We start from the raw sequence: 24843 nt of genomic DNA, 5'->3' as shown, positions 1-24843 counted from the left end.
GCACAAAGGCTGGGGCCGCGGAGAGTGAATCTCCGCGGCCCCAGCCTGCTTCAGGTAATCGACCCCAGCCGGTTTCAGGTGATCGATCAGAAGGGTTGGACGTTGTTCACGAGCCAACGCCCGTCCTGCTTCTCCAGACTCATCTTCACGCGACTACCACTGGCGACGGCTTCGGGTGATTCCGAAGACGTAGTGATCTGATTGAGGAACAGCATCGTCGTCGCGCTGTCTGCCTCGGCGTCGAGAACCGCGGCGCCCTGGACGACTACCTGAACGGTCAGCGACTTTTCCTTGGCTCCCGGAATGATCACCGATTCGATCAGGTTGGTGAACGTGCCCTGGAAATCGCCCGTCAAACCGTCTGTGGCCGCGTGCAACTGCTGGTCGACGTTGTTGTAGTCGTACTGGAACATCGCAACCGCCTGATCGGAAGAGGCCTGTGCCACTTCGTCTCTGGTCTGATCGATCGCCGCAATGTCACGCGTTCCACCCGGACCGAAGTAGAGATACGCCGACACTGCCGCCAACGCGATGGCCACTGCACTGATGACGCACAGAACGATGGCGAGCGGTGAGACGCGCTTGGGCTTGGACGTCTCGGGGATTACTTCTGGGGTCATGGCACAAACTCCACATTCGAGGCAAGCAACTGCCCGTCGACGTCGCACATGGTGATTCGGAGTCGGTAGTTGCGTTCAGCGGGCGCTTCGTCGCCGTTCTTCTGCATCGCACGCACCGCGACCAATGAAGTCCCGCAATCGCCGTCGGACTTCTCGAACCCGGCTTCGAGTACCTCGCCGTCGGTCTGAACTCCGGCCTGCCCGAGGACGTTGACAAACGAATCCTTGCGTCCGTCGAACTGCGACTTGAACTCGTCGGTGGTGCCGGCGAGGAACTTGTCGAGGTCGGCAGCCGCTGTATCCGCGTGCAGTGTCGTCAGATTCAGTGCGGTGGTCCGGGCACCGGCCACGTAGCGGGCTCGGTCCTCGTCTGCGTTTGACGCCTTGTTCCGGTCGACGAGAAGAAACACCGTCAGGGCCGCAAGAGCAACAGCGATCACCGAAGCAACGGCGATCCCGACTACCAACCCGGCCTTGGGCTTCGAACGAACAGGGGTGTCCACAGCAGTTTCTGCGGGGGTTTCACCGCTGACGACCTTCTCAGGTGGAGTATCGGGCTTGCCCATATCAACTGGCGCCGCCACCTTCCGCTCTTCTGCCTTCTGCTCGGCTGGCTTCTGTTCGGCCGACTTCTTTTCGGTGGGCACTACTACCGCGGCAGCGTCTGCATCCGCACCCGTGGGTCCGGCGCTGCGGGACGCGCGACGGCGCACCCGCTGCCCGGCCTGTGGATCTTCGTCTGTCATCAACCCTGCTGACCCTTCATGAACTGTTCGAGACTGACGTCGCCGCCACCGAGGTTCGGTTGCGAGTACGTCCTTCCGTCCGGCCCGATGTACGTGCCTGTAATCGGATCGTACCGACGAGCCGAGACCGAAGGCGTCGACGTGTACGAGCTCGGGGTCGCGGTAATCGGTTCCGGAGGCCCGGATTGCGGGTTCGTGCCCATCGGTACGTAGCCGGAACGGCACTGTTCGACCGTCGGCGCACGACGTCCCGGATACTCCTCGCAGGGAAGGTTTCTCGCGCCGCGCACGGCGATCGGCGAATCCTGGGCAACCTGGCAGAAGAGATCCGACGGCGTCTCGATCGGTGATTCGTCCTTCGGACTGCGCCACTGCTCTGCGGGCAGGAATCCTGTAGTGCACGGCGGCGGGTCGTTGACCTCCATGTGGAAGTCCACCAGTGCACCATCCGCAGCCGGGCCGGAGCCTGCCACCGTGACCAGCGCTGCGGCCAGCGGCGGGTAGATGACCAGAATCTGCTCGATCGCGTTGTTGTAGATCACGCCGACCTGTCCGACGGACACGAGGTTCGCCAGAAGAATCGGCAATGTCGGCTGCATGTCTTGCAGAAGAGCATTAGCCTCCGCCGCTGCCGCCGGACCCTTCTGGATGACGGCACGCAGATCAGGGTCGCTGGCTCGGAGCTGGTCGGTGAACGTCACCAGATTGCTTGTCCAGGAACGGATGGCGTCGCTGCTGACCACCTGAGTGTCCAGGAGTGGACCGGCCTGCTCGATCAGCGTCTTGGTCGCGTCGGAGTTGTTGTTCGCCTCCTCGACGAACAGCCGAGCCGAGTCGATCAGCTTCTGCAGATCCGGGCCGGCACCGTTGAACGCCTTGAAGGATTCGTCGATGACGGTCTTGAGCTTGGTGTCGGAAATGCTCTGCAGCAACAGATCTGCCTGATCGAGCATCGCGCCGACATCCTGCGGAATGCTGGTTCGGTCTTCGGGAATCACCGATCCGTTTTCCAGATGCCCGTCGACCACGATCGCTCCGGAGCTGTCGGTGTGCGGAATCAGGTCGACGAACTGCTCGCCGATCGCCGACACACTCTTGACCGCAGCATCGACGTCCGACGGAACCTTGACGCCACTCTCGAGAGACAGTCGCGCATTCACACCCGTCTCCGAGAGCTCCACCGCGTTCACGACACCGATGGTCTGACCGCGGTAGGTGACGTTCGAGTTCTTGTACAGCCCACCGGTGGCGGGCAATTCGACAGTGACGTCGTAACGGCCGATACCGACCATCGCCGGAACACGCACGTACTGAGTGGCCATCACGATCAAACCGACGACCGTCAAGACGGCGAAGATGATGAGCTGGATACGGACGAACTTTGTGAGCATCATGGTGCCGGTGCCCCCTGAGGAAGTCCTGGAATGTTGATCGGCGGAAGTCCCGGAATCTGAATGGTATTCGGATCCGCTGCCGGGGCCTGCGCAGCGGGAGCCTGTCCGGCGGGAGCTTGTGCCGGCGGTGCGGCAGGCTTGAGCGGGTCGCTCAACGGGTTGCCTGTCTGTCCGGCGAGCCCCGCCTGCTTACCCAACACACCTTCTGGTCCGGAGAGCGTTCCGGCCAACGGAGTTCCGGTGAGGAAGTTCGCGTCGAGTCGGGGCAGCGAGATGTCGATGGTCATCGCCAGGTTGGCGTAGTCACCGCGGATGACGTTGTCGATTCCGTTCTGTGGGAACGGGAACGTCAAGAGGACTCCGAGAACCTGAGTGAGAGCATTACCCGAATCCGCCAAGGCCTTCAGAGTCGGCGAAAGGGCCCGAACGTTGGTCGCGAAATCGTCGCCGCTCTCCTGGATGACACGGCTCGCCACCTCGCTGAGACCACCGAGGGAGGTCAACGCGTTGGTGATGTCCTGACGCTGAGCGACAAGAATCTCGAGTGCCGGCGGAATACCTTCGAGCGCTTTGTTCAAAGTGTCGTGCTGTGCCTGGACGGTCGAGGACAGCCGATCGAGTCCTTCCATCGCCGAAACGATGTCGCCTCGTTGCTTGTCCAGACTTCCGACCAGCTGATCGAGCTGAGGTAGGAGGTCTCGAACGGAATCTTCACGCCCACCGAGAGCGGCGTTGAGTTCCTTCGTGATGTCCTGAACCTGAGCGAGACCGCCGCCATTGAGAACAACGGACAGCGACGACAGCGTCTGTTCCGTCGTCGGGTAAGCGCCCGCCCGCTCGATCGGAATCAGGTCACCGGCTTCGAGTCGGCCCTCGGGCTCTTCTCCAACCGGCGGCGCCAACTCGATGTGCTGAGAGCCGAGCAAGCTGGTCTGGCCGATTTTTGCCGTCGCGTTGGCAGGCAACTGAACCTCGGGATTCAGCGACACCGTCACCAGAGCGTGCCAGCCCTGAACCTCGATGTTCGAAACGCTTCCCACTGCCACGTCATCCACCCGGACGGGCGAATTCTGCGACAGCGTAGTCACATTCGGCATCTCGATCTGGACCTCGTATGCGCCTTCGCCCCGGCCCTGAGTTCCTGGCATCGGCACAGAGTTGAGACCGTTCCATTCACAACCGCTGGCGCCGAGTGCCACTGCCGTGGCCAACACGGCAACCGTGGTCTTGCGAGCTACCCGCATCAGTTCCCTCCGCCCATGTTGAAGAGTTCGGCGAGATCCTTGGGAACACTCGTCATGGGAGCACCTGACATCGGTCCTGCGACAGTTTCCGGCTGATTCTGACTTGCCGCTTCCAATCCCGGTTCGGTGTAGACGATCTGATCCGGGAAAGCCTGCACGCCCGCGACCGGGTTGAACAGGAATCCGGGGTAGTTGCCGATCATCGTGCTGAGCACCGGCCCGAGGTACTGCTTACACAGGTCGGCACTGTTCTGGGAGTTACCACTGTCGATGCCTTCGATGGAACCACAGATCCACTGGATTGGATTCTTGAAGTTACTCAGTGCAATTGCGCCGGTCATACTGCCCTGAGCCGGTTTGTAGATCTGATAGAAGTTGGCAAGCGACGTCGGTCCGGAGTGCAGAACCTGCTCGATCTCCGGGCGCTTGTCAGTCAGTACCTGGGTGGCATCGGCCAGACGCGCGACCGATTCGCTCAGTCCCTCGCTGTTGTCCTTGACGAACCGCTGAACGTCGCCCACCGCCAGGTCGAGATCGCTGAGGGCGGTGCCCAACTCGTCGGAGCTGCTTGCGAGAACGCTTGTCACCGAAGCGAGGTGACCGCTGAACTGCACGATCTGCTCGTTGCTCGAGGACAAGGCAGTGACAAACGCCTGCAGGTTCCGAATGGTGGAGAACAAATCGGTCCGGCCTTCGGACAGCGTGTGCATCGTGGCCGAGAGTTCGCGCAACGTCGACCGAATGGACTCGCCGTTGCCGTCGAGGTTCGTTCCCACGGTGTCGATGAATCGGCCGAGGGAACCCTGATCGTCCAGACCCTCCGGTCCGAGGGCGTCCGACAGTTTGGTCAGTTCGGTCTTGATCTCGTCCCACTCCACCGGAACGGCGGTGCGCTCGATCGGGATCTCACCGCCGTTGGGCATCTGTTCCCCGCCGGAGTACACGGGGGTCAATTGCACGAAGCGTGCGGACACGAGGCTTTGAGCAACGATGAGCGCCTTGGCATCTGCCGGAACGTCGACGCTCGAGTCGATTTTCATCTCGACGTACGTGTCCCGATCACGCGGTTCGATCTTCGTCACCTTGCCGACGTTGACACCGAGCACTCGCACGACGTCGCCCTCGTAGAGACCTGTCGTCGAGACGAAGTGCGCGGAGATCTTGGTCTTGCCCAGGCCAGGGATGAAGAGGTAGGCCGCACCCGCCACGAGCAGCGCGACCAGCACACCCGCTCCGATCAGCACCCACTTCTTGCGTGGGTTGGTGGAGCCCTGTGAATCCTGTGAAGTCATGGTCTCGGTCATTCTCCCGGCCCCCTGATCGTCGGTGGAATGCCGGGGAAGAAGTCTTCCAGGTCGCCCGGAACCTGCTCGGGCGCGACGCTGGTGTCCACCAAGGTCTTCCACCAGTTACTCGGCAGAATGTTGATGATGAAGGCATCGAAGAACGGGCCGCTGGCCACGGTCTCGCCGAGCGCGGTGATGTACGGTCCGAGGCCGTCGAGCGCCCCGGCGATGTTGTCCTTGTTCTGCTGAAGAACCTCGGCGACCGAATTCAGCTTCTCGAGGGTCGGCCCCATCTGAGCCTCGTTCTCCTGCACCAGCGCTGACAGTTGACGTGAGACTGCGCCGGTGTTGACGATCAGTTCGCTGATCGCGTCACGCCGCAAGCTGAGTTCGGCAAACAGCTTGTTGCCGTCAACCAGCAACGAATCGATCTGACCGCTTCTGTCGGAGAGGATCTTGGTGACATCTTCGGCCCGCGAGAGCAATTGGAGCAGGCTCTCGTCGCGTGAGTTGATGCTCTGCGAAAGGCGCGTCATTCCGTCCAATGCGGTGCGAAGTTCTGGCGGAGTATCGGACAGGGTGTCCGAGATCGCGTTGAGCGAATCGTTGATCTGTTCCGTGTCGAGTTCGGACACCGTTGTCCCGAGGTCACCCAGAGCGTCGTTGAGCGAGTACGGGGAGTTGGTGCGTTCCACCGGAATCGGCGTGTCCGTGCGCAGCAGTCCGGATCCTTCCGGCCGCACCGCCAACGACTTTCGGCCGAGAACCGTGTTGGTCTTGATGTCGGCCGCGGTCTGCTCGCCCAGGGCGACACCGTCCTGAACGGTGAAGGTGACCAGCACCTTCTGGTCGTCGAGTTCGACGTCGCTGACCTTGCCGACCTTCACGCCGGCCATGGTGACGTCGTCGCCGGTGACCAGGCCGCCGGCATCCTGGAAGTACGCCGAGTAGCGAATGCCGCCGTTGATGAACTGGAGTTGATCGTATTGAAGCGCGGCACCCACTGTTGCCACCGCCAGGACGAGACCGATGACACCGATCTGTACCGGATTGCGTTCACGGGTAGGGGTCATGAGACTTTTGCGCACCTTCCCGTGTCCTGGACTGCCGTGGGCAAGACGATCGTCGTTCCGTCAGGTCCGGAGAACTTGAAAGTGTTGGCGCACAGATAAAACTGGAAGAACGCTCCGTACGTGCCCACTCGGATCAGCTTCCGGTAGTCGGACGGCAGACGACCGAGAGCGGTATTGATGTCGTCCTTGCCCAGGTCCAGCTGCGTCATCGTTCGGTTGGTCTCCCCGATCAGGGTCTGGATGTCCGGACGTGTCGCCTGCAGCAGCGATGCGAGATCTCCGGTGGCGCCGGCGATCTCGGTGATCGAATTACCGATCGGGCCACTGTCCTTCGCCAATCCACTGACCAACTGCTGGAGCTGATCGATCGTGGTGGAGAACTGATCACCCTTGTCGTTGATCGTGCCGAGTACGTCGTTGAGGTTGGTGATGACGTCCCCGATCAGCTGATCTCGGTCCGCCAACGTGCTGGTGAACGAACTGGTGTTTCCCAGAAGCGAAACCAATGTTCCACCCTGGCCCTGGAGTACCTGGAGCAGTGCCCCGGAGAGGTCGTTGACCTGCTGGGGGTCGAGAGAGCGAAGCAGCGGCTTGAATCCGCCGAGCAGCAGATCCAGATCGAGCGCGGGCGACGTCTGGTCGACTGGAATCGATCCACCTGACGAAAGCGTCTCGGTGGAACCAGCGCCCTCGAGCAGTTCCATGTAGCGGTCGCCCACCAGGTTCTCGTAGCGCACAGTCGCTTTGGTGCTCTTCATCAGTGAGTACTTGGTATCGACGTCGAACTCGACCTCGGCCTGGTTGGAGTCACCGATGGACACTCCGGTGACCGACCCGACCGGAACACCGGCGATACGTACCTTGTCGCCGGACTTGAGTCCCGAGACGTCCGAGAAGGTGGCGTGAAATCCGTTGCTGCTGCTGAAGCGCACCTGACTGAAGACGATCGCCAGTCCGGCGAAGATGACCGCCATGACGACGGTGAAAATCAGCAGCTTGACCGTGGTCGGTCTCATCACTTCCCGTCTTCCTGCTCGTAGGAGTCACCGAAGAGATACTGGAAAATGGTCGGCACGGTGACGCGCAGTTCGGTGTTGGGAACGAAAGGCACGTTGCCGGTGTTGGTGACTGCGAACGGGGCATGCCCGTCGACCTTCGGATCGAATTCGGGCAGACCATAACAATTGGGTCCACCGGAGGCCGCGACCTTGGGGAGAGATTGCGGGTTCTGGTACGCCTCGGCACCGTACATGAAGCTCGCACTCAGCATCAGTGCCGCTTTGTCACCGGTGCCTGCCAGCGGCTCGAACTTGATCCGGCCGTCGTTCAACCCGACGATGAAGCACGTCAGACCCGACGAGTACTTGTCGAGCAGGGTCGTCGTCGCGGTCAGAGTGTCGAGGGCGGTGGTCAGGTTCTGCTCGTTGTCGGTCAACAACGCGTTGCCGGTGTCCGCGAGGCCGGTGACGTTGAGCAACAGCAAGTCGAGGTTTGCCTGCTCGGCCACGATCGATCCGCTTGTCGCGGTGGCATTGTCGAGGATGCGCATCAGATCCGGTGCCACGTCGGCGTACAGGTTGGTGACATCGGCGGCGCCGACCAAGTCTTCCTGGAGCTGCGGCAGAACCGGATTCATCTTCTTCAGATAGGTGTCACCGAGCTCGAGAACCTCACCCAGCGACTCGCCGCGCCCGTTGAGCGCAGTGGAGATCGCGCCGAGTGTGGCGTTGAGCTTTTCCGGTTCGATCTTCGCGAGCACGTCCGAAAGATGTTCGAAGACACTGTTGAACTCGACGGTGACGCTGTCCGAGGCGATGACAGCACCCTCCTGGATCGGCTGGGTCGACGGATCGTCGGGAATCACGATGTTGACGTACTTCGCACCGAACACCGTGGTGGTCTTGATTTCCACCCGGGCGTTCGACGGAATCTTCGACATCTGGCCCGGATCCATCGCCAACTTCAGGTTTGCCTGGTCGCCGACGAGGGAGATCGATTCGACGCGGCCGACCTGCACTCCGCGCAGCTTCACCTTGGCATTCGGTTCCATGACCAGGCCGGCACGCGTGGACGTCACGGTGATGGGCGTGCTCTTGGTGAACCCACCCGAGAACATGGTGAGAGCAACGGCGACGATCGCCACGAGTCCGAGGACCAGGCCGGCTGCGGCCAACTTCTTGTGCCATCTGGGTACGGTCATCGCTTGCCCGCCTATCCCGACAGGTTGAAGTTGCCGGACCCGCCGTAGATGGCGAGTGAGATGAGCAGGGTGACCGTGACGACCGCGATCAACGAGGCGCGCACTGCGTTACCCACCGCGACACCGACGCCGACCGGGCCACCGGTTGCGTTGAAGCCGTAGTAGGTGTGGATGAGCATGACGGCCAGCGCCATGACTATCGCCTGGGCGAACGACCACAGTATGTCCGTGGGTATCAGGAAGGTCGTGAAGTAGTGGTCGTACACGCCGCCGGACTGGTTGTAGAGGAACACCGTCGCAAAGCGGCTGGCGACGAACGACGCGATCACCGCCAGGGAGTACAGCGGGATGATCGCGATCATGCCGGCCATGACGCGGGTGCTGACCAGATACGGAATCGACGGGATCGCCATCGTCTCCAGGGCGTCGATCTCTTCGGAGACGCGCATCGCACCGAGCTGCGCGGTGGAGCCGGCGCCGATGGTCGCGGCGAGGCCGATTCCGGCGATGACCGGCGCTGCGATGCGAACGTTGATGAAGGCGGCGAAGAAGCCCGTCAGTGCTTCGACACCGATGTTGCCCAGCGAGCTGTAGCCCTGAACGGCGATGGTGCCACCGGTGAACAGCGTCAGGAATCCGACGATCACGACGGTGCCACCGATGACGGCGAGCGCACCGGTGCCCATGCTGATCTCGGCGATCAGTCGCAGAGTTTCACGCGGATAGCGCATCAGCGCCTTGGGAGCGTGACCGAGAGCCTTCGCGAAGAACAGCGCTTGATCACCGATGCTGTCGATACTGCGAGAGATCGAGCCGATCTGTCGACGTGTGCGCGGGAAGCGTCCCGCTGCGGCCAACGCCATCAGATCTCCTCCCGTCCGTCGTTCGTCGTTCTGTTCACTTCGATCTCTCCGACTGCCGTGTGCCTCATCCGGCCGTCAACTTGATACCGATGGTCGTGATGAGCACATTGACGACGAAGAGCGCCATGAACGCGAACACGACGGTCTGGTTGACCGCGTCACCGACGCTCTTGGCGCCGCCCTTGACGTTGAGTCCGAGGTAGGCCGCAACCAGGCCGGCGATCATGCCGAACAGTCCTGCTTTGACCATGGAGAGCATGAGCTCACCGAATCCGGTGAGCAGCGTGATGCCGTTGACGAAGGCGCCGGGATTCACGTCCTGGATGAACACGGAGAAGACGAAACCGCCGAGGATGCCGATGGTGCAGACCAGTCCGTTGAGGAGCAGCGCCACTCCCGTCGACGCGAGCACCCGGGGAACGACCAACCGGTGGATCGGATTGATACCGAGCACCTTCATGGCGTCGATCTCTTCGCGAATGGTTCTGGCCGAGAGGTCCGCGCAGATGGCGGTTGCGCCGGCGCCGGCGACGATCAGCACGGTGACGATGGGGCCGACCTGTGTGACGGTACCGAGCGCAGCTCCGGCACCGCTGAGGTCGGCTGCACCGATCTCGCGCAAGAGAATGTTGATGGTGAAGCTGACCAGCACCGTGAACGGGATTGCGACCAGCACCGTCGGCACCATCGAGACTCGCGCCACGAACCAGGCCTGATCGATGAACTCTTGACGCTGGAAGGGGCGGGAGAAGACTGCCCTCAAGGTTTGGGCGGACATCTGAAAGAAGCCACCGACCGCTCGTAATGGCACCTCGACGAGGTCTACCATTCGCCCTCCTCGTCCTTGGTTGCCGCAGTACTGTCTGTTCTCATAGTCCAGCCCCCGACAGCTTGTGACTCAGGTCATATTAACTAGAACGTGTTCACCTGTCAAAAACAAGTGTCCAACTCTAAGAAGTAGCCTCACGGCGACGATCCGAAACCCGAAGGTTCGGGCCATGGGAAGCATCCCTTTTCGGTGCGAATTTCGCCGAAATATCCTGGAAATTAATACTTTTGAATGATCAGCGCTTATCGGCGCCGGATCGAGACCCTGCTACCGCGCCAGCCTTGACCGGGCACGTCGATCGAATATCGCATCGTTCACAGGAATGCAAAATTGGAACACAGTCTAGTTTTTTCGAGACCGTTGGTCTCGTTGTAGAACGCAGGCAGAGTGCCGCGCCCACCGACTCGTGAACACGCTATTTCTACCAGGAAGTGGACACGTAGACCGTCTAAGTGTGAACAACGGTTCTACGTGTCGCGCACCTGAGAATCAGACCCGTCGATCAGCCCAACGCGCGCAGGGCCGCCGATGCCGAGAACATCTTTGCCGGGTCACGGTCAGCGAAGTAGTCACCCATCACCGCGGACAGCGTTTCCGGCGACCAGGAATCTCCCTCGGCGTCGAACCGCTGCTCGACGACGGGCGCCGCCATCAGCGCAACCATCGGTCCGTACACCACGAATACCTGACCGTTGACGGCGTCGGCCGCCGGTGACGCCAGGTACGAGACGAGCGATGCCACATGCTCGGGCGAGAGCGGATCGATGCCGTCGGCCGGCGCGTCACCGAACACACCTTCGGTCATCGACGTCCGTGCCCGCGGGCAGATCGCGTTGGCCCGAACGCCGTAGCGCGAGAGCCCACGTGCGGCCGACAACGTCAGCGCCGTGATTCCGGCTTTTGCAGCGCCGTAGTTGGGCTGCCCTTCCGGTCCGAGAAGGCCCGCCTCCGAAGAAGTGTTGACGATGCGCCCGTACACCGGCGCCCCGGCTTCCTTGGATTTCGCCCGCCAGTAGGCAGCGGCGTTGCGGCACAGGAGGAAATGGCCGCGAAGATGAACTTCGAGTACCAGATCCCAGTCTTCGTCGGACATGTTGAACAGCATCCGGTCGCGCACGACGCCGGCATTGTTGACGACAATATCGACACTGCCGAACTGCCCCTGCGCTGCTTCCATCAGTGCGTCGGCGGTAGAACGCTCACCGACGTTGCCTGCCACGAATTCGACTTTGGCGCCGAGACCGCGGATCTCCTCGAGCGTTGCTTCGACGGCCTCGTTCGGGGCCAGATCGTTGACGACCAACGACGCACCGGCCTTCGCCAGACCGATGGCCTCGAACTTTCCGAGCCCCGATCCGGCACCGGTCACGATGGCGACCTTGCCTTCGAGACTGGTTTCTGGGCTGTTCACAGCATTCATCGAAGCGCTCTCCCGGTTCTCTGCGGTCGTGTGTCGAGTTACCCGGCTCGATTGCCGTGACCCACGAGTTCGCAACTTTAGAACGTGTTCTTGTTTTGGGCAACCATCGTCACGGATGTTCGGTCAGCGCCGCGCGCGGGCACTGAGCGATCGCGGAACGGACATCTTCCCAGCGATCCTCCGGCGGACGCACGGAACTGATCACGAGCTCCTCGTTGTCGTCGAGGTCGAAAATATCGGGTGCGATCCCTACGCACACACCGTTTGCCTCGCAACGGTCCAGATCAACCCTGACCTCCATGGCGATTCCTCTTCTCTACTCACTACTACTGGCGCGAACACGGATACGAAACGAGTGCCGCAGGGCTGTGCCGCACACCGTTCCTGGCGATAACACTAGAACCTGTTTCAGTCGTGTGCAATGATTCGAAAAAGTACCGAGAACGGACGTCGAACGATCCGCCGGAGACGGCGAGAGCGTCCCTTGTCGCCGATGTACGCATCGATAGAACCTGTGTCAATCGAATGGTTGGCGCTTTGATTCGTATCTCTATGGAGAGGTAACCATGCACATCACCTACACCCCTGAGCAGCAACAGCTCCAGGAGGAGTTGCGTGCCTACTTCGCACAACTGATGACTCCCGAGCGGCGTGAAGCACTCGCTGCCACGACGGGTGAGTACGGCGAAGGCAATGTGTACCGCGAAGTCGTCGCGCAGATGGGCCAGGACGGCTGGCTCACGCTGGGTTGGCCGAAAGAGTACGGCGGACAGGAACGCTCCGCGATGGACCAGCTGATCTTCACCGACGAAGCTGCCATTGCCGGTGCGCCCGTGCCGTTCCTGACGATCAATTCCGTAGCGCCGACAATCATGCATTTCGGGACGGACGAGCAGAAGGCCTTCTTCCTGCCCAAGATCTCCCGCGGTGAACTCCACTTCGCGATCGGTTACTCCGAGCCCGAGGCCGGCACCGACCTGGCGTCTCTGCGCACGTCGGCCGTCCGTGACGGTGACGATTACGTCATCAACGGGCAGAAGATGTGGACGAGCCTGATCCAGTACGCCGACTACGTGTGGTTGGCGTGCCGCACCGATCCGGAAGCCAAGAAGCACAAGGGAATCAGCATGCTGATCGTCCCGACCACCGCAGAAGGCTTCTCCTACACCCCGGTTCACACCATGGCCGGCCCCGACACCAGCGCCACTTACTACCAGGACGTACGGGTCCCGGCGTCGTCGATAGTCGGCCAGGAACACGGCGGCTGGGCACTGATCACCAATCAGCTCAACCACGAGCGTGTTGCCCTCACCTCGGCCGGACCGATTCTGACCGCGCAGCGTGAGGTCCGCGAGTGGGCACAGAACACCAAGCTGCCCGACGGCCGACGCATGATCGACCAGGAATGGGTGCAGATCAATCTGGCTCGCGTGCATGCCAAGGCCGAGTACCTGAAGTTGATGAACTGGGAAATCGCCTCCGCAACCGATCACGCTCCAGGTCCCGAAGCGGCGTCGGCCAACAAGGTGTTCGGTACCGAATTCGCCACCGAGGCTTACCGCTTGCTGATGGAGATCCTCGGATCCTCCGCCACGATCAGGCAGAACTCCCCCGGCGCTCTTCTACGCGGACGCATCGAACGCATGCATCGTTCTTCGCTGATCCTGACGTTCGGCGGCGGTACCAACGAAGTGCAACGCGACATCATCGGCATGACAGCTCTGCGGCTTCCCGCATCGAAGCGATAAGGACCAACGATCATGGAATTCACCCTTACCGAGGCCCAGCAGGACCTGTCCGGACTGACACGATCCGTCGTCACCGAACTGGTCACCAACGACCGCCTTCGTGAACTCGACGCCGCCGAAGACCGTTTCGACGCCCTCTTGTGGAACGCTCTGGCTTCGGCCGGCGTTCTCGGCGCGGCCCTTCCGGAATCGGTGGGCGGCGACGGATTCGGTGTCCTCGAGCAGTGCAGCATCCTGGCCGAACTCGGCCGCGGCGTCGCAGCTGTTCCGTTCCTGACGTCCATCGTCGGGTCCGCCGCAGCGATAGCCGAATTCGGCTCGGACAAGCAGCGCGACGACTGGGCAAGCGCTGCCGCTGCCGGTGAGAAGATACTCACCGCGGCCCTCGCCGAGGAATACAACGACGACCCGGCGCACCCGATCACGCGTGCCGAGAAGACCGCCGACGGTTGGCGCATCGACGGAGCAAAGATCACCGTCGACAGTGCTCCGCTCGCAGATCTGTTCCTCGTCCCTGCCATCACCGAGGACGGTGTCGCGGTCTTCCTCGTCGAACCGTCGGACGCGGGCGTGAGCATTACCAGGCAATCGACCACGGATTTCTCGAGTGCGGCCCTGGTCGAGTTCGATTCGGTGCAGATTCCGGCCGATCGTGTTCTCGGCTCGGTTGCCCAAGGATCCGACATCGCGGCGTGGATCGTCGAACGAATTCAGCTCGGTTCCAGCGCCTACCAGTACGGGGTGCTCGATCAAGCGCTGAAGCTGACCGCCGAATACGCCACCGAGCGTGTGCAGTTCGGCCGTCCGATCGGTAGTTTCCAAGCGGTGGCCCAGCGCCTCGCCGACGGATACATCGACGTCAAGGGCGTGCGCCTGACTCTCTGGGCCGCAGCGTGGCGTCTGAGCGAAGGGCTTCCGTCCGACGGGGCCGTACAGACGGCCAAGTTCTGGGCTGCAGATGCGGGACACCGCGTCGGGCACACCGCTGTTCACGTTCACGGCGGCGTTGGTCTGGACGAGGACCATCCGGTTCACCGCTACTTCCTCGCGGCCAAGCATCACGAGTTCCTGCTCGGCAACGCAACAGATCAGCTTCGCGCACTGGGCAAGGAACTTGCCGCAGTTCCTGCCTGAGTGCGTCCCACCGAGTGGAAATCCATGACCTGGTCCGAGACGAATCGATGATGATGCAGCTATGAGTCAGAGCCCCACTGTTTCCGATCTACTCCTCGGAGTCAGCGAGATCGACGACCGCGGTATCCGTTTCGAGGACCAGGTCATCACCTGGCGCGAGCACATTCAAGGCTCGTTCGATCGAGCAGCGCTGCTGGACACGCTGCTCGATCGAACGCGCCCCCGGCATTTCGGTCTTCTGATGGAGAACGTCCCCGAATTTTCACTATTGCTCGGCGCAGCATCGTTCTCGGGTTCGGTTGCTGCCGGACTGAACACGACCAGGCGCGGCCCGGCATTGGCGCGAGACATCCAACTCTCCGACTGTCAGGTCATCTTCACCGAGAACAACCAGGCACATCTACTCGACGGCGTCGATCTCGGTGACGTCCGGGTGATCAACGTGGATTCTCCGGCCTGGACGCAATTGTTGGCGCCCTTCGCCGATACGCCGGCCTACGCGTCGACGGCGCAGCCCGACGATCTGTTGATGCTCATTTTCACTTCCGGAACAAGCGGTGATCCCAAAGCGGTTCGGTGCACGCACCACAAGTTGGCCTCTCCCGGAGTCATGCTTGCCGATCGTTTCGGGCTCGGCGCCGACGACGTCGTCTACATGGCGATGCCCATGTTCCATTCCAACGCCATGATGGCGGCATGGACGGTCGCGCTGCACGCTCGTGCGGGAATTGCCATGCGCCGCAAGTTCTCCGCTTCGGGTTTTCTGCCCGACGTTCACAAGTACGGGATCACGTACTCCAACTACGTCGGAAAGCCGTTGTCCTTCATCGCTTCCACCCCCGAGGTGCCGAACGAGCGGGAGAACACCTTGAAGATCATGTACGGCAACGAGGGTTCGGCGCCCGCCGTGGCCACCTTCGTCCGGCGCTTCGATGCCCGCGTCATCGACGGGTTCGGTTCCACCGAGGGCGGCATTTCGATCTCCGCGGCACCGGTTCCCCGGCCCGGCGCCCTCGGACTTCTCCCGGACGGGGTCAAGATCCTCGATCCCGAGACCGGAGCGCCATGCCCGCCTGCAGTCTTCGACGCCGACGGCCGGATCACCAATGCCGACGAGGCAACCGGTGAACTGGTCAACGTCACCGGCCCAGGCACGTTCGCCGGGTACTACAAGAACCCGGAAGCCGACGCCGAGCGAATGCGCAACGGCCAGTACTGGAGTGGCGATCTGGCGTACACCGACCTCGACGGCTACGTCTACTTCGCGGGACGCAGTTCCGGTTGGCTACGAGTGGACGGAGAGAACATCGGCGCCGCGCCCATCGAACGCTCGCTCGTCGGTTACCCGGGCTTCGCGCAGGTGTCCGTGTACGCAGTCCCCGACAGCGATGTCGGCGACCGCGTCATGGCGTCGGTGATTCCGGTCGGCGACGTCGACAACTTCGACCCGGCAGCCGTAGCCGAATACATCGATTCCCGGCCGGAACTCGGGCCGAAGCAGAAACCGACCTTGATCCGCGTGTGCAGTGAGTTCCCGAGAACGGCGACGTTCAAGGTGGTCACTCGAACGCAGAGCGCCGAACGATGGAACACATCCGATCCGGTGTGGATCCGCCGGCGCGGAGAATCCGACTTCCAATTACTCACTCCCGAAATGGCACTCGGCCTCGAGAAGACGCGAGAGCCCGTCTAGTCCGATATCTCAGTAGTGCTGAGCAAGCGGTTTGTGCGCAGACACCGTTTTGTAGAACTCGGTGAGCCGAAGCTGTGATGCCGCTGCATCGTCGATCACCACCGTCGCATGTGGATGCAGTTGGAGGACCGATGCCGGGCACACCGCGGCCAGCGGCCCCTCGACGGCAGCGGCAATCGCAGCGGCCTTGTGCTCGCCGGTCGCGATCATCACCAGATGCTTTGCTTCGCAGATAGTTCCGAGGCCCTGGGTGATCACATGCCGTGGTACGTCGTCCGGACTCTCGAAGAATCGGGCGTTGTCGGTTCGAGTCTGTTCCGTCAGCGTCTTGACCCTGGTCCTCGAATTCAGCGAGGACGTCGGTTCGTTGAAACCGATGTGACCGTTGCCGCCGATGCCCAGAAGTTGTACGTCCACCGGACCATTCGACGCAATCGCCCGGTCGTAGGCTGCCGCGGCGGCAAATGGATCCGGCGCGGTGCCGTCGGGGCTGAATACCCTTGCCGCGTCCAGGTCCAGGTGATTCACCAGTTCGGTGCGGATCACCTGGGCATACGACTCCGGGTGGCCTTCCGGCAGGCCGACGTATTCGTCCAACAGGAACGCCTGCACGCCGGTAAAACTCAACCCGTCCTCGCGGTGACGGCGCGCGAGTTCGCGGTACACAGAGAGCGGTGAAGATCCTGTCGCCAGGCCCAAAGTCCGTGAACCTGAATGCACCGCGTGTTCGAAGATGTCGGCAACAACGGTGCCGGCCGCATCCGCACTGTCGACAATGACAATTTCCATCGGTTGATTCCTCAGCTTTCGGTGTAGTTCATGAGCCAGTTCCCAGCGGCCATGACGGCGCGGGTTTCGAGTTCTGGACCGGTGACGATCAGATCGGCGCGGCAACCCGGCACGAGATCGCCGACCATTCCGGCCAGCCCCATCAGCGAAGCAGGCGTTGCTGTCGCTGCGATGACAGCCGAAAGCAGATCGACGCCGGCGTGATTGACCGCCCGGCGGACTATGTCCATCAACCGACTCGTCCCGCCGGCAATGGCCGTATCCCCCTGGCCGGCCAATCGCGCCACGCCATCAACCACGTCGACGTCGAGAGGCCCGAGTGGGTAGCGGCCGTCGGGCATTCCGGCGGCAGCCATGGCGTCGGAAACCAACGCGATCTGGTGCGGACCGACAAGATCGAACACCGTCGCTACCGTCTCGTCGGCCAGATGTACTCCGTCCCCGACCAACTCGACCACCATCTGTCCTTTCGCAGCCGCGGCAAGACATGCCGCCACTGCGCCGGGAGCACGGTGATGCATCGGAGCCATACCGTTGAACAGGTGAGTGGCACTGAGCGGTGCATGCGCCGAGTGTGCGATCGAACGTGTCGCAATCGGGTTGGACGCATCGGTGTGTCCGATACTCACGACGGCACCGTGACGCTCCAGCAATGAGGCAAGTTCGTCGAAGTGTACTGTCTCCGGAGCGATCGTCATCGAGCGAATGTGCCCACGGCCGGCTTCCAGCAGCGACTCGAGCAGAGCCGGGTCGCCGTCGAGAATGCTGTCGGGATCCTGGGCGCCACAACGAAGTACCGAAAGGAATGGACCTTCCAGGTGAATTCCGGCCAGCGTGCCCTCGTCCACCAGTCCTGCCAGGAGCTCGATGCGACTGCGCAGGATCTGCGGCGGCGCGGAGACGAGCGAGCCGATCACCGAGGTCGTGCCGTTCGTCCGATGGTGATCGGCAGCCACGGTTGATCCGAACTCGTCTGCCTCGGGGAAACCGAATCCGCCGGCGCCGTGGCAGTGAACGTCGACCAAACCCGGAATGATCGTTGTTCCCGCAGCTGCCCGTTCGGGTAACGGGTCGGTTCGCTGCGACGCGGGTCCGGCCCACACCACACGATCACCGGAGATCTCGACAACCCCATCCGAGAGCAATCGACCACCGGTCACCAATTGTCCACGCAGAATTTGTCCACGAAGTGTCACGACATCACCTGCGGTACAACGGGAACTTCGGCATCCGCGATCGACAACTCACGGAGCACGGCGTCCGCGAGCACGTAGTGCCCTTGTTCGTTCGGATGGAACGCGTCAGCCAGGAGAGCCGGCGGTGGACCCTCGGGAGAATGGGCCGTCCACTGCGCGTAGTGGTCGACGAACACCGCACGCGTCGAGGCGGCAACCTGCCGCACGACCTCGACGTACTGAAGCAATCCCGCTCTGGTGGGCGCATTCTCGACGTCGATCGGTGGCGGCGTCTGCAGGATCGGCACCGCACCGATCGCTCGCGTCCGGAAAATCATGTCCGAGAGGTCGTCTCGAAACCGCTCCAGTCCTTCTTCGCCATCCAATGCGTCATTCGTACCGAGCATGATCAACACCACCGAGGGTTCGAACACTTCGATGCGGTGTGCGAAACCTGCACGCACATCGGAGGATCGATTGCCGCTCACCCCGGTGTTGACAAGGACGTGGTTGAACAAGGAAAGTTCACCACGGACGCGCTCGGCGCAGTGTTCGACGTAACTTCGATGACCGTCGGTGTGCGTCAATCCCTGAGTGATGCTGTCGCCGGTGAAGACCCACCGGATCGGCGTCGACGAGTCTACGAGCAAAGTCTCCAGTCGAATCCGTTCAGAAGTCTTGGACTTCAAAGCCTTCGACGTCGGGGTCACACCCTCTGCCCTTCGGCACCCGATACTGCGGCTGCAAATTTCGACGTGATGAACGCCGGATCCGTGATTGCGGTTCCGACAACCACCGAGTCTGCACCCAGGGCGATGGCGCGTGCCGCATCCTCCGGGCTGTGGTATCGCCCCTCGGCGATGAGGACTACATCTGGAAGTGCCTGCCGCAGTTCCGAGATCAGCTCCAGATCCGGGCCGGCCAGGCGTCGGCTGTTCTCGGTATATCCCGCCAGTGTGCTGGAGATGATGTCGGCGCCCGCCGCGGCGGCAGCGATGCCGTCCTCGAGTGTTCCACAATCAGCCATGACGAGGCCGCCGCGATCATGGACCGCGTCGACGGTGTCGGCAAAGGTCAGCCCGTCCGGACGAGGTCGCAGGGTGGCGTCGGCAGCCACGATCTGCGCACCCGAATCCACGACTTCGAGGGCTGATTCCCTTGTCGGCGTGATGAACACGCCCTCCGAGCCGATCTTCGTCAAACCGATCACCGGTACCTTCACTGCCGACACGACTGCGGCGACATCCGGGGTTCCGCCCACACCGCCGCAGCGGATCGCCACTGCACCGCCGTCGACCGCGGCGCGGGCCATCCTCTCGATGGTCCCGGTGTCGCGCATGGCATGGCCGTGTCCGGCCTGACAGGACACGATCAGCTTCCCGCTGATGATCGTGAGCAGTTCTTCGACAGTCACGGTGTTACCTCGATTCGTGTTGCGGCGGCCAGGAGCGCAGCTCCGACGAGCGGCGCATCGGTGCCCAAACGGGCAGGAAGAATGGCGGTTTCGGCAATGGGACCCATCGCTTCCACCCGGAAAGCGGACGTCAGCGGCGACAAGAGGTCGGCTCCGATCTGGGCTGCGCCGCCGCCGATGACGATCACCTCGGGATCGAATGCGGTGGCGACGCCGGCCAGGACTCGGCCGAGCAGAGTACCGGCGTCGGTGACCACGGCACGGGCGATCGGGTCGCCGGAGCGCATGAGTGCCACCACCTTCTGCAACGGTTGAGTGGGCACACCCGCCCGCGCTGCGTACTCGGCCGCCATCGCCGGGCCAGAGGCGACTGCCTCGAGGTGATCGGTTCTACCGCAACCGCAACCTATCGCCCCGGAGACCGGAACCAGCAGATGCGCGAGCTCGCCGGCTGTTCCGTGGGCGCCGTGATACAGCTGTCCGCCCACGGTCAACGCGCCACCGATTCCAGTACCGACCGAGACGAACAGTGCAGAGCTTCGACCGCGACCGGCGCCGATCATGTTCTCGCCGTGGGCCATCGCGCGCACGTCGTTGTCCACCGTCACCGGTAGACCCGAGTGCGCCTCGAGTTCCCCGCGAACCTCGGCGCCACTCCATCCGGACAGAATGTCGGAGGCGAAGACGACGCGGCCACGCACCCGATCGATGATTCCCGGTGCACCGACTCCGATTCCGGCTACCGGGTGATCCGCCCTCAAACAGTCGACCAACGCGGTGGCGGTCTCGAGAACAGCCTCCCTACCGGCCGTCGGTGTTGCCGCACGAACGGTGTCGATCACGTATCCGTCGGACGTCACCACCGCGGCAGCCACTTTGGTGCCGCCGATGTCGATGCCGATCCATCGCTTCTGCCCAGATGTCATGTCAGAGGAGCCCGGCCTGTTCCAGAACGACCTTGATCGTTGCGGTCTCGGACTCGTCGAGCGAGAGCATCGGGGCGCACATCGTGTTGCCGGTGATGACGCCGCGCAGGGCCAGAGCCGTCTTGAATGCGCCCAGACCCGCGGCACCGGCACTGACGCGACCCGGTGTCGGTGCCTCGACGATGGAGAACAGATCGGTGAGTCGATCCTGCTCGGCCTTCGCCGCCGCCCAGTCTCCTGCCTGCGCAGCGCGCCACAGTCGCACGTAACCGTGGGGGTCCACGTTGGCCAGGCCGGGCACAGCGCCCGAAGCACCCATCAGCAGGCATCCGTCGACGACTACCTCGTGCCCGGTGAAGACGGCGAAGTTTTCGAGCCCGGCCGACTGACGGAGCAACATACGGAAACTGACGTCGTCGCCGCTCGAATCCTTCACGCCGGCGATGACTCCCTCGCGACCGAGCTCGACCAGCATTGCCGGGCTGAGCTTGCTGTGGACACGAACCGGGACGTCGTAGGCGAACAACGGAAGATCCACTGCGGCGTGGATGGAGCGGAAATGCGTTGCCGTCTCGGCTGCGTCGGTGATCGCGTAGAACGGCGCCGTCGCGACGATGGCATCCGCACCCGCTTCACGCGCCTGCTCGGCGACGGCGATGACCCGGTTGGTGGTCATGTCGTTCACGCCGACGAGGACCGGTACCTGGCCGCCGACGTGACCGATGGCCGTCTGCACCACCTGGGCGCGCTGAGCGTCGGTGAGGTAACCGACCTCACCCGAGGAACCGAGGACGAACAAGCCGTCGACTCCGGCTTCGATCTGCAGTGAGAGCAGGCGTTCGAGCGACGTGGTGTCGACCTCGCCCTCGAGCGTCAGTGGTGTGACGATCGGCGGGACGATTCCGCTGAAGGTGGTGGTTTCCGTGCTCATGGGGTCTCCATATGTTGGTTGTCGGATTGAGTTGTGGGTGCGGCTGTCAGGGAGAGACGGAGACCGGCTGACCGCTCGAGGCGGACAGATAGGCAGCATCGATCACGCGCATCGACGCGCGGGCGTCTGCCACGGTGTAGTCGGGTTCGGTCCGTGTGGGAAGTCGATCGAGCACGTGAGAGAGAAAGCTCGACACCGCGTTGTCCGAACCGAAGCCGCCGATGGGTAGTGCGGTCACGTCTCCCGAGGATGCGAAGTGGGTCACCGCGGGTTTGTCGTCGTCGGAACTCGCGTATCCGTGGGAGCCGAGGACCCGAAGCGTCGCGGTATTCGCGCCGAAACCCGGTGCTGCGGGGATTCTTCCGACGGTCACCGTCGCGGTGACGCCGTTTTCCAGGGCGAGCGAGATCAACGCCGTGTCTTCGACTCCGAACTGCTGGTGGGCCCCGCCGTAGAGTGTGCTCGTCTCGGCGTACACCTCGGTGACGTCCAGGCCGGTGAGGTATCTGAGGTAGTCGGCGGCGTAACCGGCGAAGTTCACTACTTCTCCCCCGCCGGAAAGCGCGGGATCCACCACCAGTTCGGGACGCTCGACGGACGTCGCGAAATGTGTTCCGCTTGCCAGGAACTCGATGTCCACGTGGCGCGGCAGTCCGAGGTTTCCGGCATCGATCCAGCGGCGCAGTCGCCGGAGCGCAGGTGAATGAGTGCGGTTCACCACCGTACAGATTCGCCCGTTCGACCGTGCCGCTTCCTCGACCGCCGCGGCCTCCGACTCGTCGATACCCACCGGCTTGTCCACCAGGACGTCGAGTCCCGCGTTCAGTGCGGCAATCGCAAGCCGTGCATGCCTGGTCGGCTCACTGCAGATGATCGCCAGGTCTATCCGTTCGGGGTCGAGCAGCTCGCCGAGTTCGTCGATCCACTCGATGTCTGCGGCCTTTGCCATCGCGATTCCGTCCTCACGAATCCAATCGGGGACCGAGGATTCGTCGGAGGCCCCGATCAAGCTCACTCGAGGATCGGAGCGCAACAGGTCCGCATAGGAGCCGGCATGCCTTACGCCGCTGACAAATCCGACGCGGATCGAACCGGTGCCGGTCATCGGTGTTCTCCGATCGAAATCGCGCGGCCGGTGTCGAGTGACTGTTGTGCAGCGATGGCAGTCGCGAGAGCTGCACGTACCTGCCAGTTCTCGACTATCGGGGTCGCGGAACCGTCGAGAGTGGCGATCCAGTGGCGCATCTGATGCGCCATCGCATCTTCGATCGACGACGGCGGCGCGTTTGTCGTATCCGTCATCAGGCCTGGGTCGTCGCCGGTGTCGTGCGCGAGCGTGCCGGATGTCCCCGACACCACGATCCGGCGCACCATCTTTCCCGATTGCGGCAGTGCGTAAGCCAATTCGATGAGCGCCAGCGATCCGTCCTCGAAGCGAACGGTCAGATGGAAGCTGTCGTGCACGGGCATCCCCGCCGCGAAGGTGGGGAAACTACGAGCGAACACACGGATCGGACGACGACCGATCAGCCACGTCACCAGATCGAGAGCGTGGGTTCCGTTGTGAACGGGGTGACCACCCGAGCGGTCCTTGTCGTGTTGCCAGCCTCGCCAGCCCCCTGGCCAGACGTGGCCGGTGTACCAACTGAGGTGGATCAGCCGGGGGTCGCCGATGGCGCCTTGTGCAACCGAGTTTCCGATCGAGGTGATCGACGGCTGGAATCGTACGGTCTGTCCGACCATCAGTGAGGTGCCGCCACCTTCGGTGGCCTCGACCATCGCGTCGAAGTCCGCGACTGTCAGCGCTGCGGGCTTCTCCACGTGCACATGCTTTCCCGCGCGGCCTGCGGCTATCGTCACGGGCGCGTGGTCCGGAGTGGCCCCGACGACGTTGACCGCGTGCACGCTCGGGTCTGCGAGAATCTTCGCCAGATCGGTACTGGCCTTCGCGCCCGGCGCCAATGCCGCGACCGATGCGGCACGGTCCAAGTCACTGCCGAATACGTAGACGACTTCGACCGACGGGATGCGCGCCAAAGCGCTGACGTGGTCCCGCGCGATTGCGCCGCTGCCGATGACGGCTACACGCACGGTCACTTCGCACTTCCCGACAGCGCCGCCGGTTCCCCGCCACCGAGTCGCACCTGCTCGGCGACGACGAGTGCGCGTTCACGTGCGTATGTCAACGGTGAGCCGGAGTCAGCCTTGCCGTCGAGAACTGCTGCCATCTCGTCGATTTCGTGGCGAATCGCAGCCTGCATCCACAGCGAGGATCCTCCGTTCCCCGAGTTGTACTTCTGCGTCCTGCTCGCAGAGTCGATCAACGATTGGTTCTCGGCGTCGACGTCGAAGATCGGCCACGACTCTTCGACCCGTCCCCCGCGCAGTCGGCTGACCCGGCCGGTGTGGAAGTCCGCGTGGACCGAGCCTTCGGCGGCATCGACCGTCAGCTCCCACGAAGAAGTGTGTGAACGCGTCGAGATGGTGTGCCTGCCGATCGCGCCGCCGGCGAACGACACCACTGTGTTGCGGAAGCCGTCGTCTGCGGTGGCGATGCTCGACACGGCAGTCACCTCGCCGCCGAGCCAGCACATCAGGTCCAGTTCGTGAATCTCGTGAGTCAGTTCTCCACCCGTTCGGCTCTTGTCGAGCTTCCACCACTGTGGATCTGCGCCGTCGGTGTCGATCCAGCGTGAGCGAGACGTTTCGATCGCAGCGACCTCGCCGAGCTCCCCCGACGCCAGCAGGTCCGCCAGACGTCGTACACCCGGCATCATCCGCATGATGTGCCCGACCATCAACGGCGAACCGCTCGCGTCGGCGCTCGCGATCATGTTCTGCGCATCGACCAGTTCGACGGCAAGTGGCTTCTCGACAAAAACTGCCTTGCCGTGTTCGAGTGCCGCGATGGCAGGTTCGGCGTGCGCGTGATTGGGCGTCGCGACGACAACGAGGGCCAACTCCGGGTGAGCGGCCACCCCGTCGTGATCGTCTGTCGGGGTTGCCGAGAACTCTGCGGCGACGTCCTTGGCCCGCTCGAAGTCACGGTCGCACAGCATCGCCAGTTCGAAACGTGGATGGGCAGCCAGCTCGCGAGCGAGGGAACTACCGAAGAATCCGCAACCGACCACACCGACTTTGTATCGGGTCATGAAGTCTCCAAAGATTGGATGAGGGATGTCCTATGTTATACGGCCAGCGTCATCGGTCGTCAATTCGACGTCGGTAACACAGTCTTCATCTATGCAGGTGAGAGCACTATTTTTGGTTCGAAACCGACGAAACGTCGAAGTTCAACACCGCCAGTTCCAAAGATTCTCTAGACGCTTTCTGATCCACAATGTAAGTTACGCAACAT

At 62.6% G+C, this 24843-nt stretch carries 24 protein-coding genes; 3 read left to right on the top strand and 21 right to left on the bottom strand.

Annotation, left to right across the window (positions count from 1 at the left end):
* Nucleotides 1–86: 86 nt before the first annotated feature.
* The 12 genes from FEZ59_RS04465 to FEZ59_RS04410 all read right to left on the bottom strand — a co-directional run bounded on the left by FEZ59_RS04465 (nt 87) and on the right by FEZ59_RS04410 (nt 11976).
* Nucleotides 87–620, bottom strand: a complete 534-nt coding sequence (locus FEZ59_RS04465) for a twin-arginine translocation pathway signal (protein ID WP_019747004.1) — start codon at nt 618–620, stop codon at nt 87–89.
* Entirely contained in the window at nt 617–1366 is a 750-nt protein-coding gene (locus FEZ59_RS04460; RefSeq protein WP_172932284.1) for a hypothetical protein, read from the bottom strand. Before FEZ59_RS04460 ends, FEZ59_RS04465 begins: the two co-directional genes overlap by 4 nt.
* Entirely contained in the window at nt 1366–2760 is a 1395-nt protein-coding gene (locus FEZ59_RS04455; RefSeq protein ID WP_020906318.1) for an MlaD family protein, read from the bottom strand. The genes FEZ59_RS04460 and FEZ59_RS04455 overlap by 1 nt, the downstream gene beginning before the upstream one ends.
* A complete protein-coding gene (locus FEZ59_RS04450) occupies nt 2757–4004 on the bottom strand; it encodes an MCE family protein (protein ID WP_007734342.1) in 1248 nt (415 codons plus the stop codon). Before FEZ59_RS04450 ends, FEZ59_RS04455 begins: the two co-directional genes overlap by 4 nt.
* Nucleotides 4004–5308 (bottom strand): MCE family protein, encoded by a 1305-nt coding sequence (locus FEZ59_RS04445; RefSeq protein ID WP_019747000.1) that lies wholly within the window; start codon nt 5306–5308, stop codon nt 4004–4006. Before FEZ59_RS04445 ends, FEZ59_RS04450 begins: the two co-directional genes overlap by 1 nt.
* Nucleotides 5305–6363, bottom strand: a complete 1059-nt coding sequence (locus tag FEZ59_RS04440; RefSeq protein WP_172932283.1) for an MCE family protein — start codon at nt 6361–6363, stop codon at nt 5305–5307. The genes FEZ59_RS04445 and FEZ59_RS04440 overlap by 4 nt, the downstream gene beginning before the upstream one ends.
* Nucleotides 6360–7379: an MCE family protein gene (locus tag FEZ59_RS04435; protein WP_172932369.1), complete on the bottom strand. Its 1020-nt coding sequence runs from the start codon at nt 7377–7379 to the stop codon at nt 6360–6362. The genes FEZ59_RS04440 and FEZ59_RS04435 overlap by 4 nt, the downstream gene beginning before the upstream one ends.
* Nucleotides 7379–8563, bottom strand: a complete 1185-nt coding sequence (locus FEZ59_RS04430) for an MCE family protein (protein WP_003945815.1) — start codon at nt 8561–8563, stop codon at nt 7379–7381. The genes FEZ59_RS04435 and FEZ59_RS04430 overlap by 1 nt, the downstream gene beginning before the upstream one ends.
* Nucleotides 8564–8574: 11 nt before the next feature.
* On the bottom strand, nt 8575–9426 hold the full coding sequence (locus FEZ59_RS04425) for an ABC transporter permease (RefSeq protein WP_003945759.1): 852 nt from the start codon (nt 9424–9426) through the stop codon (nt 8575–8577).
* 64 nt (nt 9427–9490) lie between these two features.
* On the bottom strand, nt 9491–10255 hold the full coding sequence (locus tag FEZ59_RS04420; protein WP_003945687.1) for an ABC transporter permease: 765 nt from the start codon (nt 10253–10255) through the stop codon (nt 9491–9493).
* A 502-nt stretch (nt 10256–10757) separates the two neighbouring features.
* On the bottom strand, nt 10758–11675 hold the full coding sequence (locus FEZ59_RS04415; protein WP_007734334.1) for a 3-oxoacyl-ACP reductase: 918 nt from the start codon (nt 11673–11675) through the stop codon (nt 10758–10760).
* 109 nt (nt 11676–11784) lie between these two features.
* Nucleotides 11785–11976: a ferredoxin gene (locus FEZ59_RS04410; RefSeq protein WP_007734330.1), complete on the bottom strand. Its 192-nt coding sequence runs from the start codon at nt 11974–11976 to the stop codon at nt 11785–11787.
* Between the two features lie 265 nt (nt 11977–12241).
* On the opposite strand from FEZ59_RS04410, the gene FEZ59_RS04405 reads away from it, so the two are divergent.
* From FEZ59_RS04405 to FEZ59_RS04395, 3 genes are all read left to right on the top strand, one after another.
* Nucleotides 12242–13423: an acyl-CoA dehydrogenase family protein gene (locus FEZ59_RS04405; RefSeq protein ID WP_003945878.1), complete on the top strand. Its 1182-nt coding sequence runs from the start codon at nt 12242–12244 to the stop codon at nt 13421–13423.
* 12 nt (nt 13424–13435) lie between these two features.
* A complete protein-coding gene (locus FEZ59_RS04400) occupies nt 13436–14557 on the top strand; it encodes an acyl-CoA dehydrogenase family protein (protein ID WP_020968503.1) in 1122 nt (373 codons plus the stop codon).
* 61 nt (nt 14558–14618) lie between these two features.
* The gene (locus FEZ59_RS04395; RefSeq protein WP_134998397.1) at nt 14619–16250 is read left to right on the top strand and encodes a long-chain-fatty-acid--CoA ligase; all 1632 of its coding nucleotides are present in this window, start codon (nt 14619–14621) and stop codon (nt 16248–16250) included.
* 9 nt (nt 16251–16259) lie between these two features.
* Here the strand turns inward: FEZ59_RS04395 and nagB are convergent, their stop codons facing one another.
* Genes nagB through FEZ59_RS04350 form a run of 9 tightly spaced genes read right to left on the bottom strand, consistent with a single transcriptional unit; the run spans nt 16260 to nt 24637 of the window.
* On the bottom strand, nt 16260–17039 hold the full coding sequence (gene nagB / locus FEZ59_RS04390; protein ID WP_134998398.1) for a glucosamine-6-phosphate deaminase: 780 nt from the start codon (nt 17037–17039) through the stop codon (nt 16260–16262).
* 11 nt (nt 17040–17050) lie between these two features.
* Nucleotides 17051–18235, bottom strand: a complete 1185-nt coding sequence (locus tag FEZ59_RS04385; protein WP_172932282.1) for an amidohydrolase family protein — start codon at nt 18233–18235, stop codon at nt 17051–17053.
* Nucleotides 18232–18924: a GDSL-type esterase/lipase family protein gene (locus FEZ59_RS04380; RefSeq protein WP_172932281.1), complete on the bottom strand. Its 693-nt coding sequence runs from the start codon at nt 18922–18924 to the stop codon at nt 18232–18234. Before FEZ59_RS04380 ends, FEZ59_RS04385 begins: the two co-directional genes overlap by 4 nt.
* On the bottom strand, nt 18921–19628 hold the full coding sequence (locus FEZ59_RS04375; protein ID WP_046377969.1) for an N-acetylmannosamine-6-phosphate 2-epimerase: 708 nt from the start codon (nt 19626–19628) through the stop codon (nt 18921–18923). The genes FEZ59_RS04380 and FEZ59_RS04375 overlap by 4 nt, the downstream gene beginning before the upstream one ends.
* Entirely contained in the window at nt 19625–20554 is a 930-nt protein-coding gene (locus tag FEZ59_RS04370; protein ID WP_070796347.1) for an ROK family protein, read from the bottom strand. Before FEZ59_RS04370 ends, FEZ59_RS04375 begins: the two co-directional genes overlap by 4 nt.
* A gap of 1 nt (nt 20555) precedes the next feature.
* Nucleotides 20556–21485: a dihydrodipicolinate synthase family protein gene (locus FEZ59_RS04365; protein WP_007734313.1), complete on the bottom strand. Its 930-nt coding sequence runs from the start codon at nt 21483–21485 to the stop codon at nt 20556–20558.
* A gap of 46 nt (nt 21486–21531) precedes the next feature.
* Nucleotides 21532–22590: a Gfo/Idh/MocA family oxidoreductase gene (locus FEZ59_RS04360; RefSeq protein ID WP_019746990.1), complete on the bottom strand. Its 1059-nt coding sequence runs from the start codon at nt 22588–22590 to the stop codon at nt 21532–21534.
* Nucleotides 22587–23582: a Gfo/Idh/MocA family oxidoreductase gene (locus FEZ59_RS30380; RefSeq protein ID WP_019746989.1), complete on the bottom strand. Its 996-nt coding sequence runs from the start codon at nt 23580–23582 to the stop codon at nt 22587–22589. The genes FEZ59_RS04360 and FEZ59_RS30380 overlap by 4 nt, the downstream gene beginning before the upstream one ends.
* Entirely contained in the window at nt 23579–24637 is a 1059-nt protein-coding gene (locus FEZ59_RS04350) for a Gfo/Idh/MocA family oxidoreductase (RefSeq protein WP_134998400.1), read from the bottom strand. Before FEZ59_RS04350 ends, FEZ59_RS30380 begins: the two co-directional genes overlap by 4 nt.
* Between the last annotated feature and the right edge of the window lie 206 nt (nt 24638–24843).

The organism is Rhodococcus sp. MS13 (genome assembly GCF_013277835.1).
GTDB lineage: Bacteria > Actinomycetota > Actinomycetes > Mycobacteriales > Mycobacteriaceae > Rhodococcus_F > Rhodococcus_F erythropolis.
The sequence above is the reverse complement of the archived record's forward strand: the minus strand, read 5'-3'. Positions and strand labels throughout refer to the sequence as shown.